The 15,811-nt window shown below is 44.8% G+C and carries 13 protein-coding genes and 1 tRNA gene; 9 read left to right on the top strand and 5 right to left on the bottom strand.

Going from position 1 to position 15,811, the window contains the following annotated elements:
* The first annotated feature begins 220 nt into the window (after positions 1-220).
* The 7 genes from NWQ57_RS09460 to NWQ57_RS09430 all read left to right on the top strand — a co-directional run bounded on the left by NWQ57_RS09460 (position 221) and on the right by NWQ57_RS09430 (position 9,105).
* On the top strand, positions 221-517 hold the full coding sequence (locus tag NWQ57_RS09460) for a helix-turn-helix transcriptional regulator (RefSeq protein ID WP_306021907.1): 297 nt from the start codon (positions 221-223) through the stop codon (positions 515-517).
* Between the two features lie 23 nt (positions 518-540).
* The gene (locus tag NWQ57_RS09455) at positions 541-3,990 is read left to right on the top strand and encodes an efflux RND transporter permease subunit (RefSeq protein WP_306021906.1); all 3,450 of its coding nucleotides are present in this window, start codon (positions 541-543) and stop codon (positions 3,988-3,990) included.
* A complete protein-coding gene (locus NWQ57_RS09450; RefSeq protein WP_306021905.1) occupies positions 3,987-5,054 on the top strand; it encodes an efflux RND transporter periplasmic adaptor subunit in 1,068 nt (355 codons plus the stop codon). The genes NWQ57_RS09455 and NWQ57_RS09450 overlap by 4 nt, the downstream gene beginning before the upstream one ends.
* 69 nt (positions 5,055-5,123) lie before the next feature.
* Positions 5,124-5,903: a polysaccharide deacetylase family protein gene (locus tag NWQ57_RS09445; protein ID WP_306021904.1), complete on the top strand. Its 780-nt coding sequence runs from the start codon at positions 5,124-5,126 to the stop codon at positions 5,901-5,903.
* Positions 5,904-6,242: 339 nt separating this feature from the next.
* The gene (locus NWQ57_RS09440) at positions 6,243-8,432 is read left to right on the top strand and encodes a prolyl oligopeptidase family protein (protein WP_306021903.1); all 2,190 of its coding nucleotides are present in this window, start codon (positions 6,243-6,245) and stop codon (positions 8,430-8,432) included.
* Positions 8,433-8,709: 277 nt separating this feature from the next.
* Positions 8,710-8,904, top strand: a complete 195-nt coding sequence (locus tag NWQ57_RS09435) for a DUF2061 domain-containing protein (RefSeq protein ID WP_306021908.1) — start codon at positions 8,710-8,712, stop codon at positions 8,902-8,904.
* A gap of 9 nt (positions 8,905-8,913) precedes the next feature.
* On the top strand, positions 8,914-9,105 hold the full coding sequence (locus NWQ57_RS09430; protein ID WP_306021902.1) for a DUF4250 domain-containing protein: 192 nt from the start codon (positions 8,914-8,916) through the stop codon (positions 9,103-9,105).
* A 9-nt stretch (positions 9,106-9,114) separates the two neighbouring features.
* Here the strand turns inward: NWQ57_RS09430 and moeB are convergent, their stop codons facing one another.
* Positions 9,115-9,885, bottom strand: coding sequence for a molybdopterin-synthase adenylyltransferase MoeB (gene moeB, locus NWQ57_RS09425; RefSeq protein ID WP_306021901.1), 771 nt, complete (start codon positions 9,883-9,885; stop codon positions 9,115-9,117).
* A 210-nt stretch (positions 9,886-10,095) separates the two neighbouring features.
* Here moeB and NWQ57_RS09420 point away from each other — a divergent pair.
* Positions 10,096-10,172: transfer RNA gene (locus NWQ57_RS09420), tRNA-Pro, on the top strand.
* Between the two features lie 109 nt (positions 10,173-10,281).
* On the opposite strand, the gene NWQ57_RS09415 is transcribed toward NWQ57_RS09420, so the two are convergent.
* The 3 genes from NWQ57_RS09415 to apbC form a co-directional block, all read right to left on the bottom strand.
* On the bottom strand, positions 10,282-11,148 hold the full coding sequence (locus NWQ57_RS09415) for a BadF/BadG/BcrA/BcrD ATPase family protein (RefSeq protein ID WP_306021900.1): 867 nt from the start codon (positions 11,146-11,148) through the stop codon (positions 10,282-10,284).
* An 88-nt stretch (positions 11,149-11,236) separates the two neighbouring features.
* Positions 11,237-11,833, bottom strand: a complete 597-nt coding sequence (gene dcd / locus NWQ57_RS09410) for a dCTP deaminase (protein ID WP_306021899.1) — start codon at positions 11,831-11,833, stop codon at positions 11,237-11,239.
* Between the two features lie 109 nt (positions 11,834-11,942).
* A complete protein-coding gene (gene apbC / locus NWQ57_RS09405; RefSeq protein WP_306021898.1) occupies positions 11,943-12,992 on the bottom strand; it encodes an iron-sulfur cluster carrier protein ApbC in 1,050 nt (349 codons plus the stop codon).
* 108 nt (positions 12,993-13,100) lie between these two features.
* On the opposite strand from apbC, the gene metG reads away from it, so the two are divergent.
* Entirely contained in the window at positions 13,101-15,146 is a 2,046-nt protein-coding gene (gene metG / locus NWQ57_RS09400) for a methionine--tRNA ligase (RefSeq protein WP_306021897.1), read from the top strand.
* Positions 15,147-15,257: 111 nt separating this feature from the next.
* Here the strand turns inward: metG and NWQ57_RS09395 are convergent, their stop codons facing one another.
* Positions 15,258-15,779, bottom strand: a complete 522-nt coding sequence (locus tag NWQ57_RS09395) for a hypothetical protein (RefSeq protein WP_306021896.1) — start codon at positions 15,777-15,779, stop codon at positions 15,258-15,260.
* Positions 15,780-15,811 lie beyond the last annotated feature (32 nt).

Below are 15,811 nucleotides of genomic sequence, written 5' to 3'. Positions count from 1 at the left end.
AAAATCCAATTTGAGTTGACCCAATAAGTTAAAGCTAATGATAGCAGTATCATAACTCCAGCAACTAAACGCAAGGCCGCATGTAATTTCATTTTAACTCTCCACTGTGAATAGGCATCTATATTAGACCCTCCTAATATTAGAAGCAACTAATATTAGCAATTTCTAATATAACGCTTATAATGCGCTAAGTTTGTTAATAAGCCATAGGTTGAACAAGGTGGAATTAGAACAATTAGCCAACAATGCTAGTCAAGCTGAGGCCTTTATGAAAATACTGGCGAATAAAAATCGCTTAATGATTTTGTGTACGCTATTAAACCAAGAGTGCAGCGTGTCCCAGCTCAATGCTAATGTGCCGTTAGGCCAATCAGCCTTATCACAGCATCTTGCCGTACTGCGTGAGCATAAGTTGGTGGATACGCGCCGCGATGCCCAGAGTATTTATTACTCGGTCAGCGATCCGCGGGTTAAACAAATCATTGAAAAACTCTACGAGTTTTTTTGTGGTGCCTAATCTAACTTCACTGGAGATAGCCCGTGACTGAACACCTCAATTCCACCCCCATTGACAAAGCAGTTCGATACTCGCTGAAGGGTGGCTTACCGCTATTTTTATTTATGTTTGCCATCGTGGCAGGCATTATTGCTTTGCAAATCACCCCACGTGAAGAAGAGCCCCAAATTGTGGTTCCGATGATTGAGGTGATGGTTGATGTCCCCAATTTAACCGCGCGACAAGTTGAGCGACAAGTCACAACGTCTCTCGAAAAGCTACTAACCCAAATATCAGGGGTTGAGCATGTTTACTCCAGCTCCTTAGACGGCAGATTGTCTGTGGTATTACGCTTTTTTGTTGGTGAAAACCGTGAAGATGCCCTACTTAATACCTACAACAAACTTTATGCAAACCAAAACTTAATTCCGCCCGTTGTTGCCAACTGGCAGCTTAAACCGGTGGAAGTGGACGATGTCCCTATTGTAATGATTGGTTTAGTCAGCAGTAACGAGCAACGTTACAACGATGTGGCTTTACATCGCATTGCACAAGAAGTATCAACCCTCTTACAAGGCATTGAAGATACCAGTGAAGTCAAAGTCATTGGTGGCCGTGAACGAAAAATTCAGGTTGAGTTAGACATTACTGCCCTAGCCGCTCATCAAACCAGCGCATTGAATGTTTATGATGCCATCCGTCAGTCTAATCAAATTGAAACCTCATCTGCGGTGGTCATGGGTGCAAAAGCAGTGCTTATTGAATCAGGTGATGTACTGCGCAGTTTAGCTGAACTCAATAACTTAGTGGTGAATATGGTCAATGGCAAAGCCGTTTTATTGCAAGACGTTGCCCAGATCATTGACGCCCAAGAAACAGTCACAGCCTATCAATGGTTAGAGTACAGCCATCAAGCCAAACAGGACAGTCAAACTAGCGAAGATAAAGCCCTCAGCCAGCAAGCCAACCCACTTGTTACCATTAGCGTGGCCAAACAAAAAGGCACCAATGCCGTCAGTGTAGCCGACGCTGTATTGGCTAAAATGGCGGAGCTGAAACAGGATTTTTTACCCCCTGAAGTGCATTACAAAGTACTTCGTGATTACGGTCAAACCGCCAACGAAAAAGTTAACGACCTGACTTCCAGTTTAGCCTTTGCTATTTTCACTGTGGTGGTGTTTATTGCTATTTTCTTAGGCTGGCGCGCCGCTATCGTGGTGGGTTTAGCCATACCGGTTTGTTACGGCCTGACCTTAATGTTAGATTTGATGTTAGGTTACAGTATTAACCGCGTGACCTTGTTTGCCCTCATTTTATCCCTAGGTTTATTGGTAGACGATCCCATCACAGGTATCGATAACATCAGCCGCTTTTTAAACCTACCAAAGAGCAAAGACAACAATCCAAAGGGTGAACGTATTGTTGCCGCTATGGCCGAAATTCGCTCCCCCTTGATCATGTCAACCGTGACCATTATTTTAGCCTTTGTACCCTTGGCGTTTATAACAGGTATGATGGGCCCATACATGGCACCGATGGCCTTTAATGTGCCAATTAGCGTTAGCATATCGGGCTTTGTCGCGTTTTTGATCACGCCGTGGTTGGCCGCAAAAATTCTTAAAAAAGAAGCAGTCGCCGAAGCACATGGCCCGTCTTTTTACGATCGAATGCTCAGCCCTTTAATTGCCAATAAGAAGCGCGCAAAACTAGGGCTGTGGTTAGTCCTGGTCTTATTTATCGCTGCCTGTTTGTTACCGATGTTTCGCAGCGTACCTTTAAAATTATTGCCATTTGACAATAAAAATGAAATTCAGCTACTTATTGACTTACCTGAATCGTCGACCTTAGAAAACAGCGCCGCCCTGACCCAGCAAGTCATGGAAATCGCCAAAACCTTTCCTGAGGTTAGTCTGCTGGCTGCCTACGTAGGCGAAGCGTCGCCCATGGACTTTAATGGCATGGTACGCCAGTACTATCAACGTAATGCGCCTTATCAAGCTGAAGTGCGCTTGATATTGATTGATAAGGCGCTGCGTGAACATCAGTCCCATGGTGTGGTGTTGCGCTTACGTGAGCAATTAGCGCATTTTCAAGGCCCCAATACTCATATCAAAGTGGTAGAAGTGCCGCCCGGCCCACCAGTACTGAGTACGCTTGTAGCTGAAGTATACGCCGAGCCCTTTGTAGATTTAGCCACCCAACAACAAGCGGCACACGTGTTAATGCAACGCCTAGCTAAAGAGCCGCATGTGCTTGAAATAGATTCCAGCATGACGGCCACACAAGAGATTGCGCGCTTTGTGGTAGATAAACAAAAAGCGGCATTATCTGGCATTTCAACAGCGGATATTAACCGTACCTTAGATTTAGCTGTGCAAGGTATCAGCGCAGGTGTATTTCAGCGAGAAAACGAAGCCGTGCCTCTTGATATTGAATTAAAGCTCCCTTTTGTCACGGCCAATCAAGCAAGTGATTTTGATGCTCTGCCCCTCAAAGGCATGTTAGGCATTGCCCAACAAGATGCTGGAGTGGGTTTACAGCCCGCACCGCAACCCATTGTCAATTTGGCCGAGCTGGGGCAATGGCAAACCGTCGAAGTCAGCCAGCCGATTTTGCACAAAGACTTACGTCCGGTAATTTATGTCACAGCAGAACTATCGGGGCGTACGCCGGCAGAAATCATTGCTGATGTGACGTCAGACCGCTTACTCGCTACTGACACCATGAGCGTGGCTGATATTAATCAGGCCATGCTAAACCAAACTCCTTCTAGTGATTGGCAAGAACGCAGCTATCTGAATTCTGGGGCCGATGTTAACTGGGCGGTACCGCAAGGCGTCACCATTAATTTTGGCGGTGAAGGTGAATGGCTGATTACCATCGATGTATTTCGCGATATGGGTATCGCCTTTGCGTTCGCCTTAGTGGGGATCTTTTTTGTACTGCGCTGGCAAACCGCCAGCAGTGGTTTGGCCCTGATTATTATGTCTGCCATTCCCTTAACCGTTATCGGTATCATGCCGGGCTTTTGGTTGATGAATCAGTTTGGTGAGCGCTGGATAGGCGGCGCACCTGATCCGGTATTATTTACCGCAACCGCCATGATAGGCATGATTGCCCTCGCTGGTATCGTAGTCAGAAACTCGCTCATTTTGGTCGAATTTATTACTCTGGCTCGCACGCAAGGCTATAACATCAAGCAAGCTTTGTTGGCCGCTGGCACTGTACGCATGCGCCCTGTGCTGCTCACCGCTGGCACAACTTTATTAGGCAATGTGGTGATTATTCTCGACCCAGTATTTAGTGGCTTAGCGCTGGCCATCATCTTTGGCATCATCGCTTCAACGTTCTTTTCGCTATTAGTCGTCCCAATGGTGTACTTCTTGGTATTTGACAAAGACGATCATTCAACTGACAACAATACCAATACACCCACTATTGGCACTCATTCAAACTCACTCCCATTAACTTCAACACAGGAGAATCCAGCATGAACTCATCAACACTGGGCAAAGTCGTTGCTCCCCTTGGCGCCATCGTTGTTTTAACCGTGTCTATTGCCTGGATGGCGGGTTTGTTTTCTGACAAAGTCGCGCCACATGAGGTCAAGAATAATGATTCAGCGGCTAGTGCGCCTAACAACACATGGCAGGTTGCTGTCAGCAAAATAAGTAAAATGGAATCGGCTCCGGCCAGTTTAAAGGCTCGTGAAACCACCTTGATTTCAAGCCGAATTTTGGCGCGCATTGAAAAAATTAATGTGCGTGCAGGTGATCACGTTACGCAAGGCATGCCGCTGATTGTTTTGGAAAATAGCAGTTTAATGAGTCAAGTTGCCCAGTCAAAATCTCGACTAAGCTCTTTACAAGGTTCAATGAATGAAGCAAAAAATGCACTTGGGCGGGTGCAAAACCTCAAGCAACAGGGCTTGGCTTCAAATGCTGATTTAGACCAAGCGCAAGCCGTGTTTACCCGATTAAGCGGTGAGGTGCAAACCGCCATACAAGGGCAAAAAGAGGCAGAAGCGGCTTTGGGCTATAGCAATATCGTCGCGCCAATTTCAGGTCGAATTGTCGATAGAAAAGCTGAACCCGGCAATATGGCGACTCCAGGTCAGCCCTTACTCGCATTATACAATCCCATGACATTACTTATTGAAGCCGATGTGCGTGAAGCGGTAGCCATTAAGTTAAGCCTAGGCCAACAACTCAGTGTGTATATTGACAGTGTAGATATGCAAATTCCGGCCACTATTTCGGAGCTTGTCCCAGCGGCCGATCCTAACGCCCATAGTTTTATAGTGAAGGCGGATATTCAATTCAATGAACAATTACGTCCCGGCATGTTTGCCCGTTTGCAAATTCCCCTAGAAGATGAAAGCGTCATCCTTGTGCCACAGGCTTGGGTGGAAAGTTTTGGGCAACTAGACCGCGTCTGGGTTGTTAACGACAATCAACTCAGTCGACGTTTTATCAGATTAGGTGAAACCGTGGGTGACAAAGTGGAAGTGGTATCAGGTTTAGTGCCAGGAGAAATAATAAGTCCCATGATAAAATAAGCACTGTTGAGTAAAATAAAATTACGGCACACTGGTGCCGTAAGTTTATTAATGAGTCAACGAGTTACTATGATATTCACGCGCCTTACCACCAAAGTATTACTGGTCAACGTTACCTTGCTCAGCTTCTTCGCTTGCAACTTAAGCGCCGCGAATTCATGGCCAGAAGGTAACAAGGTAGCCATTAGTTTATCTTACGACGATGCCCTTAATAGCCAACTTGACAACGCCCTACCCGCCCTAAATAGCCGAGGATTAAAAGCTTCGTTTTACGTAGTTCCACTATCGGAGGCGTTTAAAAATCGAATTGACGAGTGGAAGGCGTTAGCCCAACAAGGGCATGAACTGGGTAATCATACGTTGTTTCACTCTTGTATCCGCTCACAGCCTGGTCGGCAGTGGGTAGACCCAGCAAATGCCCTAGAAGATAAAAGCGTCAAAGCCATGATCAACGAAATAAGCGTGGCCAACACCCTTCTTACGGCAATGGACGGACACAGTGTGCATACCCTAACCCCACCTTGCTTCGACCAACAAGCCAGAGACGGCAATTATATTGAAGCGGTCAAAGAGCAGTTTATTGGGATAAAAAGCGCAGAAGATCCGAGCTTTGCCACCTTAATCGGTCCCAGTGAAATAAGTGCTGAGGAGATTATTGCGTTTATTGAAAAACAGCCTAAAAACATCAAATTAATCAACGTATTGTTCCACGGCATAGGGGGAGATCATCTGGTCACCACAACCGAAGAACATGCCAAGTTTTTGGATTATTTAGCGGCTAACAAAGATAAATATTGGGTGGATACCTACCGTAATATCATGTTGGCAAAAAATAAACACCAGGGCTGACAGTGCGTTACGTGCAGTGATGTCATCGCTTTGCTAAAAGGTATCCTCCAAGTTGATACGACATCTGTGGAGCCGCTTTGTAAAGGAGTGATTAGCTGAAAACTGCTTTTAAAAATGACAAAAGCACTGCTTCGCGACAAAGCACTCCTTTGCTCATTGCAATACATTGCGGTTTTTCGGATTGCATGGATGTCAGTACGCCAATAGCCCATGAACCTAAAATATCGTAGGCGCTTAAATAAGTTTACAGAGGGTGTCCCAGTGAGTAGGGCGAACTCTTGCTAAGGTCATAATTCTTTGTTTATATAAGGCCTGTGTTTAACTGCTATATAAGAATTTATGCTCACCATTAATAATAAAAAAGCGTTGTTTTTAGTCTCCGCCATTGCGCTAAGTGCTTGCACCCCAGCTACCGATAATAATGCGACAAGTGAAACAACAATGACCCAAATACCTCAAACTAACATGCTTGAATACAACACACCCGGCCAAACCGATGCCGACCACCTTTACCTTGAAGACGTATTGGGTGACAAAGCTCTCGCTGAGGTAAAAGATTGGAATACCCGTACCCTTGATAAACTGATGGCCGATCCTTTGTTTACGCAATTGCAAAGTGAAGCCTTATCCATTTTGCAAAGCAAAGACAAAATCCCCTATGTGTCTTATCGCGCTGGCGAGGTCTTTAATTTTTGGCAAGATGCTGAACACGTGCGCGGTATTTGGCGTAAATCAAGCTTAGAAAGTTACTTAAGCGCTAACACCCAATGGCAAACCATACTAGACATCGATGCCCTCGCGGCAGCTGAAGAAAAAAACTGGGTATATAAAGGTGTTGACTGCTTAGCTCCTGACTATGTGCGATGTATGGTTAACTTATCTGACGGCGGTAAAGATGCCGTTGTGCGCCGAGAGTTTAATACCAGTACGGGCAAATTTATCGACAAGGGCTTTGTTACCGCTGAGTCAAAAGGTGGCATGACGTGGTTGAACGAAAATACCATGGTGGTGGGCGTGGATTTTGGTCAAGGTACGATGACTGATTCTGGCTATCCAATGATTGCTAAATTGTGGCAGCGCGGCACAAGTATGGATAGCGCAACCGAAATTGGCCGCGGAGAACAAACTGACGTAGGTTACTGGGCCAGTGTATGGGAACTCTCTGACGGTCGTCATGAGATATTTACCACTCGTGCCATTACCTTTTACGACAGTGAAACCTATTGGTTTGCGCAAAATCCAGATGGTACGATTGCGCCTGGCAAAAAACTTCCCTTACCCCTGCAGTCTTCCATTTCGGGCGAATTTAAAGGGCAAATCATCGTCAAATTAGCTGAAGACTGGCGTGACTTTGCGTCCGGTACATTGGTCAGTTTTGCCATTGACGACTTCATGGCAGACGGCAAGATTGAGAACGTCAACCTCGTATATCAGCCAGACGAAAAATCCTCTATCGAAAATATTGGTACCACCAAATCTAAGGTATTGCTGAGTATATACCGCGATGTAACCGGTGCCGCCTACGAATTTGATTTCAATGGTGAACAATGGACATCTAAAAAATTGGATTTCCCAGTGAATGGTTCAGTGTCAATTGGCAGTACCAATGAAAAGGAGGACATTGCTTTTATCTCTTCAGAGAGCTTTTTAACACCGGATACGCTGTATGTTTACAATACGCAAACAGGTGAAAAAACCAAAGCTAAGTCGCTACCTAATTGGTTTGATGCCAGCACCATGGTCAGCGAACAGTTTTTTGCGACGTCTACCGATGGCACCAAAGTGCCGTATTTTGTTGTGCGTCAAAAAGACATCAAGTTCGATGGCACTAATCCTACCCTATTGTATGGCTATGGTGGTTTTGAGGTATCACTCAACCCAACTTATTCTGCAACTCGCGGTAAATTATGGGTAGAGCGTGGCGGCGTTTTCGTGCTGTCGAATATTCGTGGTGGTGGTGAATACGGACCTAAGTGGCATCAAGCGGGTTTAAAAACCAAACGTCAAAACATCTACGATGATTTTATTGCTGTAGCGGAAGATCTTATCGCTAAAAACGTCACTTCACCTCAACATCTTGGTATTGAAGGTGGCTCAAACGGCGGCTTGTTGATGGGAGTTATGTATACCCAGCGCCCTGACCTTTTTAATGCTGTGGTTTGTGCCGTGCCTCTACTTGATATGATGCGCTATCACACCTTGTTAGCTGGTGCTTCATGGATGGGCGAATATGGCGATCCAGATGATGCAATTGAAGGGGCCTTTTTACGCAGTATCTCGCCTTATCATAATATTGATCCTGAGGCGAACTACCCTGAGGTGTTTTTTATCACATCAACCAAAGACGACCGCGTCCATCCTGCCCATGCTCGTAAAGCAGCAAAGCGCATGGAAGACCAAGGCCATGCCTTTTTGTATTATGAAAACATCGACGGTGGCCATTCAGCCGCGGCTAATTTAAAAGAAACGGCTAAACGCTTAGCCCTGCAACACACTTATTTATTTGAGAAATTACAACGTAGTAAATAAGGTTTAAACGCAGAAAAAGTCGACCTGATAAGGTACAGAACAGCTATCAGGTCGACGCTTCTTGCTGTTCTGTTTGGGTGAGTAAACGCGCTGTACCTGCTACTTGAGAGTGTATTTTTATAATCGTATTTCAGCTTCTACATCCAGTATCAATTAGTCAATCAACAAAAACGATTAGAAACATCTAATCTATTCAATTTATTTCTAGTTCCAACACGCTACACTGCTTACTTCAGATACATGATCAAGAGGCGCAAAAAGCAACATGCAAATTGGAATGAAGACACTGACTTTCGCAATCACCCATTTTACCGTGGCTTTTTCGGTGGCATGGTTGCTAACTGGCAGCCCACTTATTGGCGGTTTAATTGCCATGGTTGAGCCAGCCATTAACACCGTAGCATACGTTATTCACGAAAAAATTTGGGCGGATAAAAACCTAAAAATAAATGATGACGTGCAGACGATTTAAGGGTGCTTGATGCTTACAAATCAACAAATACAGTCTATGGATGTGCATATTTTACTCAGTATCGTGAATATGAAGTTACGTAATGATTTCACTTCGCTACCACGTTTATGTCAGTCTTTTGAGCTGAATCAAACACTGCTAGAAAGCAAATTGAATAAAGCACACTACGCGTACCAAGCAAGCCTAAATCAATTTCGTTAGGCTTGTAGCTTATGTAGCAGCACATACCGCACAGCGAGGATGTTTCATTAGCGTGAACCTGCGCCATTCACTGGTCATGGCGTCAAACATTAATAATTTATTGGTTAAAGCCTCACCAAAACCACTTAGAATTTTGATCCCTTCAAGCGCTTGCATGGCGCCAATGATGCCCACCACCGGCGACATTATTCCCGCTTCCATGCAGCTTAAGTTCTGCTCACCAAAGCTGGCACTTAGACATTGATAACAAGCGTGTTCTGCGCGCTGGGTAAAGCTACACACCTGCCCTTCCATACGAATCGCTGCGCCCGATACCAGTGGCACTTTAGCCGTGAAACACAGTTGGTTTAACTGCTGGCGGGTCTCGAGGTTGTCGCAACAATCCAACACAAGGTCGTGCAGATTAATTTGCTCACTGAGTTTTGCATCATCCATACGTTTAACGAAAGCACTGACTGATAACAGCGGATTCAGACGTTTAAGGGCGGCTTGCGCCGACTTACTTTTATTGACCCCAAGGGTCGCTTCTGAATGCAATACTTGTCGCTGTAAATTACTGAGCTCTACCTTATCATCATCAACGATGGTGATATGCCCTATGCCAGCGGCTGCCAAGTATTGTGCCGCAGCGCAACCCAAGCCACCGGCACCGATAAGTAAGATACGACTAGCAAGAAGTTTTTCTTGGCCCTCTAAATCAAATCCTGGCAGCATGATTTGCCGGCTATACCGCATGGCTTGTTCTTGATTTAAATGAGGGCTTTGTTGCTCAGATTTCATAGGGATACCCTAAATCGACTTATGTATGATTTTTAACATTTGTCCTGCAAAACAACAAGCTGAGCTTAATTTACGCGGCATACAAACTAGGAATCCTTTTCTGATAAGCTTTAATGTGCTGTATTTTGTTCAACATTTAGACATTTGAGCCTAGATAGGCGATTAGCCGTTGCATTGCGGATAAAATTAAGTAAACTGCGCGTCTTCGGTCGGTGTGTAGCGCAGCTTGGTAGCGCACTTCGCTGGGGGTGAAGGGGTCGTAGGTTCAAATCCTATCACACCGACCATTAACTTCTCCCAGTAGTAAATCTTCGTTTTACGTTAGCACTTCCTTGTTATTTTTCGATTTATAAAGCACTACTAGTTAAGCAAAACTCAAAACAAGCCCGTGAAGGCTTAGCGTTTTTTGGCGAGTATCAATGCCCCAAAAGCAGGCTCGTACAAAGGCTGAACTAAACAGCGTTGCACATCGTTAGCCAACCATGGGCTGATATGGGGTGCGAGACCACCAATAAGGGCGACTTTTTCTGCGCCTTCACTCAATAAACGTCGGGCCAATCGACTCACATAATCCGCACCCTCCTGTATAACCCTTACTGCTATGGCATCGTGCTGTTCAAGTGCGGCAATTACCAAAGGCGCTAAACCCGCAAAAAATACCGCAGGGGCACCATTTACCTGTTCAACTACTGCGCTGCTTGTTTGACAGCCCAATTGCTGTTTCAAATCATCAACCAAAGGGCTAGATTCAGACAAGCCGTCCATGGCTTCTAAACACAGACGAGTAGCGCTTACTCCAATCCAAGCACCGCCACCTTTATCGCCAGTGGTAAAACCGTGACCTCCTAACTGAACGTGTTTGCCCTGATGAACCATAAATGCAGAAGACCCTGTGCCACAAATAATGACAGCGCCCTCTTCGCTGTTGTGCGCACCTAAACAGGCAATATGTAAATCGGTGGTGATTTTGATCGTGGCAAAAGGATGTTGCCATAAGAGCATTTTATCTTTGACGCTAGGCAAACTCACCCCGGCTAAGCCCATTGCTACGTGGCAATAGCGTAAAGCACTTGCAGACAATTGCGCATCTAACACAGCCCGCTCACAGGCTTGAGTAATCGATTCAATGGCTAGACCATAATGTGTTGCAGGATTCGCCGAACCCGCTAATCCTTGACCGATAATGTCGCCCGAACTGTTTTGCAGTAATGCTTTGCACTTTGTACCGCCACCATCAATGCCAATAAAATAATGAGGCTGCACGGTTTACTCCTGAAAACATGACAAAACAAGGTCGCCAAACATAGGTTGATACAAAAGATAAGCCTTGGAAATACCGAATTAAAAGCGCTTAATCGGCGCTTTTGTCGTCGGCACTGATACGACTGGCCGTGGCGCCAGATTGCCCTTTGTATTTGGCATCAACCCTTGCGTTATAGGGTTTATCGGCAAAATCTGACATCAATTCAAAACTAAGTGCACCAATTTTCATGCCTGGTTTAAGCGCTAACGGTAAACGGCCCCCGTTATAAAACTCAAGTACAATATTCCCCGACCAGCCGGGGTCAATCCGGTGTGCAGTGACATGCACCATCAGGCCCAATCGAGCTAAGGATGAACGTCCATCTAACCAACCAACGATATTCGCGGGCAACGTGACCGATTCTAAGGTCACCGCAAGAGCAAGTTCACCGGGATGTAAGAAAAAAGATTTATCCGCAGCAATTTCAATTTCATCACTCATGACATCGTTCAAAGCTGCTTGCACCTCAGCTTTTGGCCCACTTAAATCGATATAAGGGGCGTGCTGGCTTTCAAATACACGAAATTTATTACCCAGACGAATATCCACAGTCACACCGCTGATTTCACTGTAGCCAGGCTCAGGGCTGATGGTGATTTTCCCCTCCTGCATGTACCGATAAATGTCTTTGTCACATAAACGCATAGTTTGTTGCTCGTTTTACTGTAGTTAAAATATGCACCTGTCCGGCACCTTTCATTTTGGCCGTAAGTTTGCGTTGTTCAGCCCCACTTAGCAAGCCAACTTCAAGCCTTTAAACCTGATTAAATGACTTTAGCCATAAGGCTTTAGCGGTTTCTCGTGCCAATTGTTGATAAGCCAAGCTTAGGGCGTGCTGCGGCTCACTTAATTGCAAAGGTTTGCCACCATCAGCATGCTGCCGAATTTTAATATCAAGGGGCAACTGACCCAACAGAGGCAAGGTAAATGCAGCGGCAAGTTTTTCTGCGCCGTGTTCAGCAAAAATCGCTTCATGATGACCACATTGACTGCACACATGAAAACTCATGTTTTCAACAATGCCCAATACTGGCACTTTGACTTTATTAAACATGGCAATGCCTTTAGTCGCATCGGCCAACGCTAAATCTTGTGGCGTGGTAACAATGACTGCCGCACTCACTGGCATTTGCTGCGCCAAGGTTAACTGAATATCACCCGTGCCGGGCGGCATATCAACTATTAAGTAATCCAGTTCTGGCCAGTTGGTTTCATTAAGGAGTTGCAACAGCGCCTTACTGGCCATAGGGCCCCGCCACACCGTGGCATTTTCTGCTGGCACAAAATAACCAATAGACGTTGCCACCACGCCATGTACCGCTAAGGGGTCAACCCGTTTTTGGTCTTCGCTGGTGGGCTTAAGCTCAGCATTACCTAGCATCAAAGGAATCGAGGGGCCGTAAATATCGGCATCTAAGATCCCTACTTTGGCGCCCTCTGCTTGCAGCGCAAAGGCTAAATTCACTGTTGTGGTCGATTTACCAACCCCCCCTTTACCCGAGGCGACCGCAATGATGTTTTTAACGTTGGCAATACCAGTCACTAAGGTTGGGCTACTTGTGACAGAGGTTTGGATAACGACCTGCTTAATAGCGCTTTTGTCAGCAAGCAAAACAGCTTCAAGTTGCTGCTTGAGGGCCAGATGTTGCTGCTTTGCCGCAAAAGGTAAGGTAAGTACCAAGGTGTTGTTATCAAGTGCAAAACACCTTGAGAAATCAATATCAGGTAAATTAAAAAACGTCGTTAAGCAAAGCTGAATATTTTGACTTAAAGATTCACTAATAGATTTAGACTTAAAAAACATGGACTACCTTTGATTTTAAACCACAGAACGTGATTTTCGTAATGCAATAATGCCGTAGAAGCGTTACCATTTGCGACCTTTTAAATTAACAGACAAACAATTATACCAATGCTTTCACAACCGAAAACTCATCACACTCGTAAAATTTTGGTCACCAGTGCCCTGCCCTATGCAAACGGCTCTATTCACTTAGGTCATTTGTTAGAGCATATCCAAACGGACATTTGGACCCGATTTCAACGAATGCGCGGTCATACATGTTACAGCGTGTGTGCTGATGATGCCCACGGCACGCCGGTGATGTTAAAAGCGCAACAACTTGGTATTACGCCTGAGCAGATGGTGGCGCAAACTCGTGCTGAACATCATCAAGACTTGCTCGATTTTAATGTTAATTATGACAATTATTATGTCACTCACTCAGACGAAAACAAAGAGCTGTGTGAGCTTGTTTATAATCGCTTAAATGCCGCTGGTTATATTAGTCAACGTACAATTAGTCAGTTATATGATCCTGAAAAACAAATGTTTTTACCTGACCGGTTTGTAAAGGGCACCTGTCCAAGTTGTAAAGCAGAAGATCAAAACGGGGATAGCTGTGACGTATGCAGTGCTACTTATGATCCTACAGAACTGATTAATCCTCGTTCAGTGGTGTCTGGAGCCACACCGGTATTACGTGATTCAGAGCATTACTTTTTTGATTTGCCACAGTTTGAAGGGATGTTGCAAGACTGGCTAAAAAGCGGTGCAATTCAAATTGAAATGGCTAACAAACTACAAGAGTGGTTTGAAAAAGGCTTACAGCAATGGGATATCAGCCGCGATGCTCCTTATTTTGGGTTTGAAATTCCCAATGCCCCCGGTAAGTTTTTCTACGTGTGGGTGGATGCCCCAGTGGGTTATATGGCTAGTTTTAAAAACCTGTGTGACCGCACCGAAGGCTTAAATTTTGATGAGTTTTGGAACAAAGACTCTGACGCCGAGCTGTATCATTTTATTGGTAAAGACATCACTTATTTCCACTGTTTGTTTTGGCCAGCCATGCTTGAAGGCGCTGGTTTTAGAAAACCAACTGGCGTAAACGTCCATGGTTTTGTGACCGTTAACGGCGCAAAAATGTCTAAGTCAAAAGGGACTTTTATTAAAGGACGTACCTACTTAGACCATCTAAATCCTGAGTATTTACGTTATTACTTTGCGTCTAAATCCAGTGATGCAGTCAGCGACATTGATTTAAATTTTGAAGATTTTGCACAAAAAGTAAATTCTGACTTAGTGGGCAAAGTAGTGAATATCGCCAGTCGCTGTGCCAGTTTTATCAACAAACGTTTTGACGGAAAACTGTCGAGCAATGTGCTCGAGCCTGCACTTGTTGCAGAATTCCAACAAGCGCAAACCAGCATCAGCGACGCGTTTGAGAAACGTCAATTCAGTCGTGCCATCCGTGAAATTATGGCTTTAGCAGATAAAGCTAATCAGTTTATTGATAGCAACGCACCGTGGGTAACGATAAAAGATCCTGAAAAACTGCAATTTACCCATGACGTTTGTTCATTAGGCATTAATTTATTCCGCCTACTCGTGGTGTATTTAAAGCCAGTATTGCCCACCTTAGCCGCACAATCTGAAGTCTTTTTGAATGACAGCCTAACGTGGGATAGCCTAAATAACGTATTGAGCGATCATAGCGTTAGCCCCTTTAAAGCCCTGATGCAGCGCGTAGAGATGGATAAGATTACAGCCATGGTTGAAGATTCTAAAGAAAACCTAGAGCCGACCAAAACTGTGGATCCCAATAGCCCTTTAGCCAAAGACCCGATTGGTGAAACCATTAGTTTTGAAGACTTTGCTAAAGTGGACTTGCGAGTAGCCTTAATTGCCAAAGCGGAACACGTTGAAGGCGCAGAAAAATTACTTCGTTTAGAGCTTGATTTAGGCGGCGAAAGCAAACAAGTGTTTGCAGGCATTAAATCGGCCTATCAGCCAGAAGACTTGGTTGGTAAACACACAGTGATGGTAGCTAACCTTGCACCGCGTAAAATGCGTTTTGGCTTATCAGAAGGCATGGTTTTGGCGGCAGGCCCGGGTGGAAAAGATTTGTTTATACTTGAGCCGCACACCGGTGCTAAACCTGGCATGAAAGTTAAATAACGCTTAATGCACTAGGGCGAAGTAACTTGATTACTTCGCCCTTTTTTATGAGGTAACAATCAACCAAAACAGGCTACTGCTGGCTAAACGATTGCTAGGTTTTATCTTATTTTATTGGCTATTAAGCTCTCGTAACGACAATACAATCCAGCCGTCCATATAGATATTTTTTGGCCGTTTAGCATCGTATATCACGCCAGACTTAAATAAATTAAGCAGTCTATTTTTGTTGTAAGTGAGTGTGCCTTGACGATAAAAATTACGTTGCATCGCCTGGTCAAATTTCATGTGGTCACGAGGCGAAACAGCCGTGGAATGCGCAATATTACCAATTTTAAATGTTACGCTGTCCCCCTTAACGTCTACCACCTTTAAAGGAATAAAGCGGTGTTTTGGATCAGATGACTTGTCCAATGCAAAATAGTCTACAAAAAAGAAATCATTATGCTGAGGGTCTTGGACTATTAAGGACGCCTGTTGACTGCGCTGAAATTCAAAATACTGATAACCAATCACACACAGTATCAGTACCACAATTTCAAAGTGAGCAATAAACCATTCGCCCAATACAGTCAACGACAGAAACCCAGAGGATCGTGAAGGAGCGGAGCTTAACGTAGTCGCTTGTACCATGGTAGTTCCTCCTAGCTAATTGCCCAAAACCG

The sequence above is a fragment of the Paraglaciecola sp. genome, from assembly GCF_030730205.1.
GTDB lineage: Bacteria > Pseudomonadota > Gammaproteobacteria > Enterobacterales > Alteromonadaceae > Paraglaciecola.
The sequence above is the reverse complement of the archived record's forward strand: the minus strand, read 5'-3'. Positions and strand labels throughout refer to the sequence as shown.

Bases quoted from the DNA above. Each gene is read 5' to 3' on its own strand.
- NWQ57_RS09450 (WP_306021905.1), top strand. From the start codon at position 3,987: ATGAACTCATCAACACTGGGCAAAGTCGTTGCTCCCCTTGGCGCCATC.
- NWQ57_RS09445 (WP_306021904.1), top strand. From the start codon at position 5,124: ATGATATTCACGCGCCTTACCACCAAAGTATTACTGGTCAACGTTACC.
- NWQ57_RS09440 (WP_306021903.1), top strand. From the start codon at position 6,243: ATGCTCACCATTAATAATAAAAAAGCGTTGTTTTTAGTCTCCGCCATT.
- NWQ57_RS09435 (WP_306021908.1), top strand. From the start codon at position 8,710: ATGAAGACACTGACTTTCGCAATCACCCATTTTACCGTGGCTTTTTCG.
- NWQ57_RS09430 (WP_306021902.1), top strand. From the start codon at position 8,914: ATGCTTACAAATCAACAAATACAGTCTATGGATGTGCATATTTTACTC.
- moeB (WP_306021901.1), bottom strand. From the start codon at position 9,885: ATGAAATCTGAGCAACAAAGCCCTCATTTAAATCAAGAACAAGCCATG.
- dcd (WP_306021899.1), bottom strand. From the start codon at position 11,833: ATGCGTTTATGTGACAAAGACATTTATCGGTACATGCAGGAGGGGAAA.
- apbC (WP_306021898.1), bottom strand. From the start codon at position 12,992: ATGTTTTTTAAGTCTAAATCTATTAGTGAATCTTTAAGTCAAAATATT.
- metG (WP_306021897.1), top strand. From the start codon at position 13,101: ATGCTTTCACAACCGAAAACTCATCACACTCGTAAAATTTTGGTCACC.
- NWQ57_RS09395 (WP_306021896.1), bottom strand. From the start codon at position 15,779: ATGGTACAAGCGACTACGTTAAGCTCCGCTCCTTCACGATCCTCTGGG.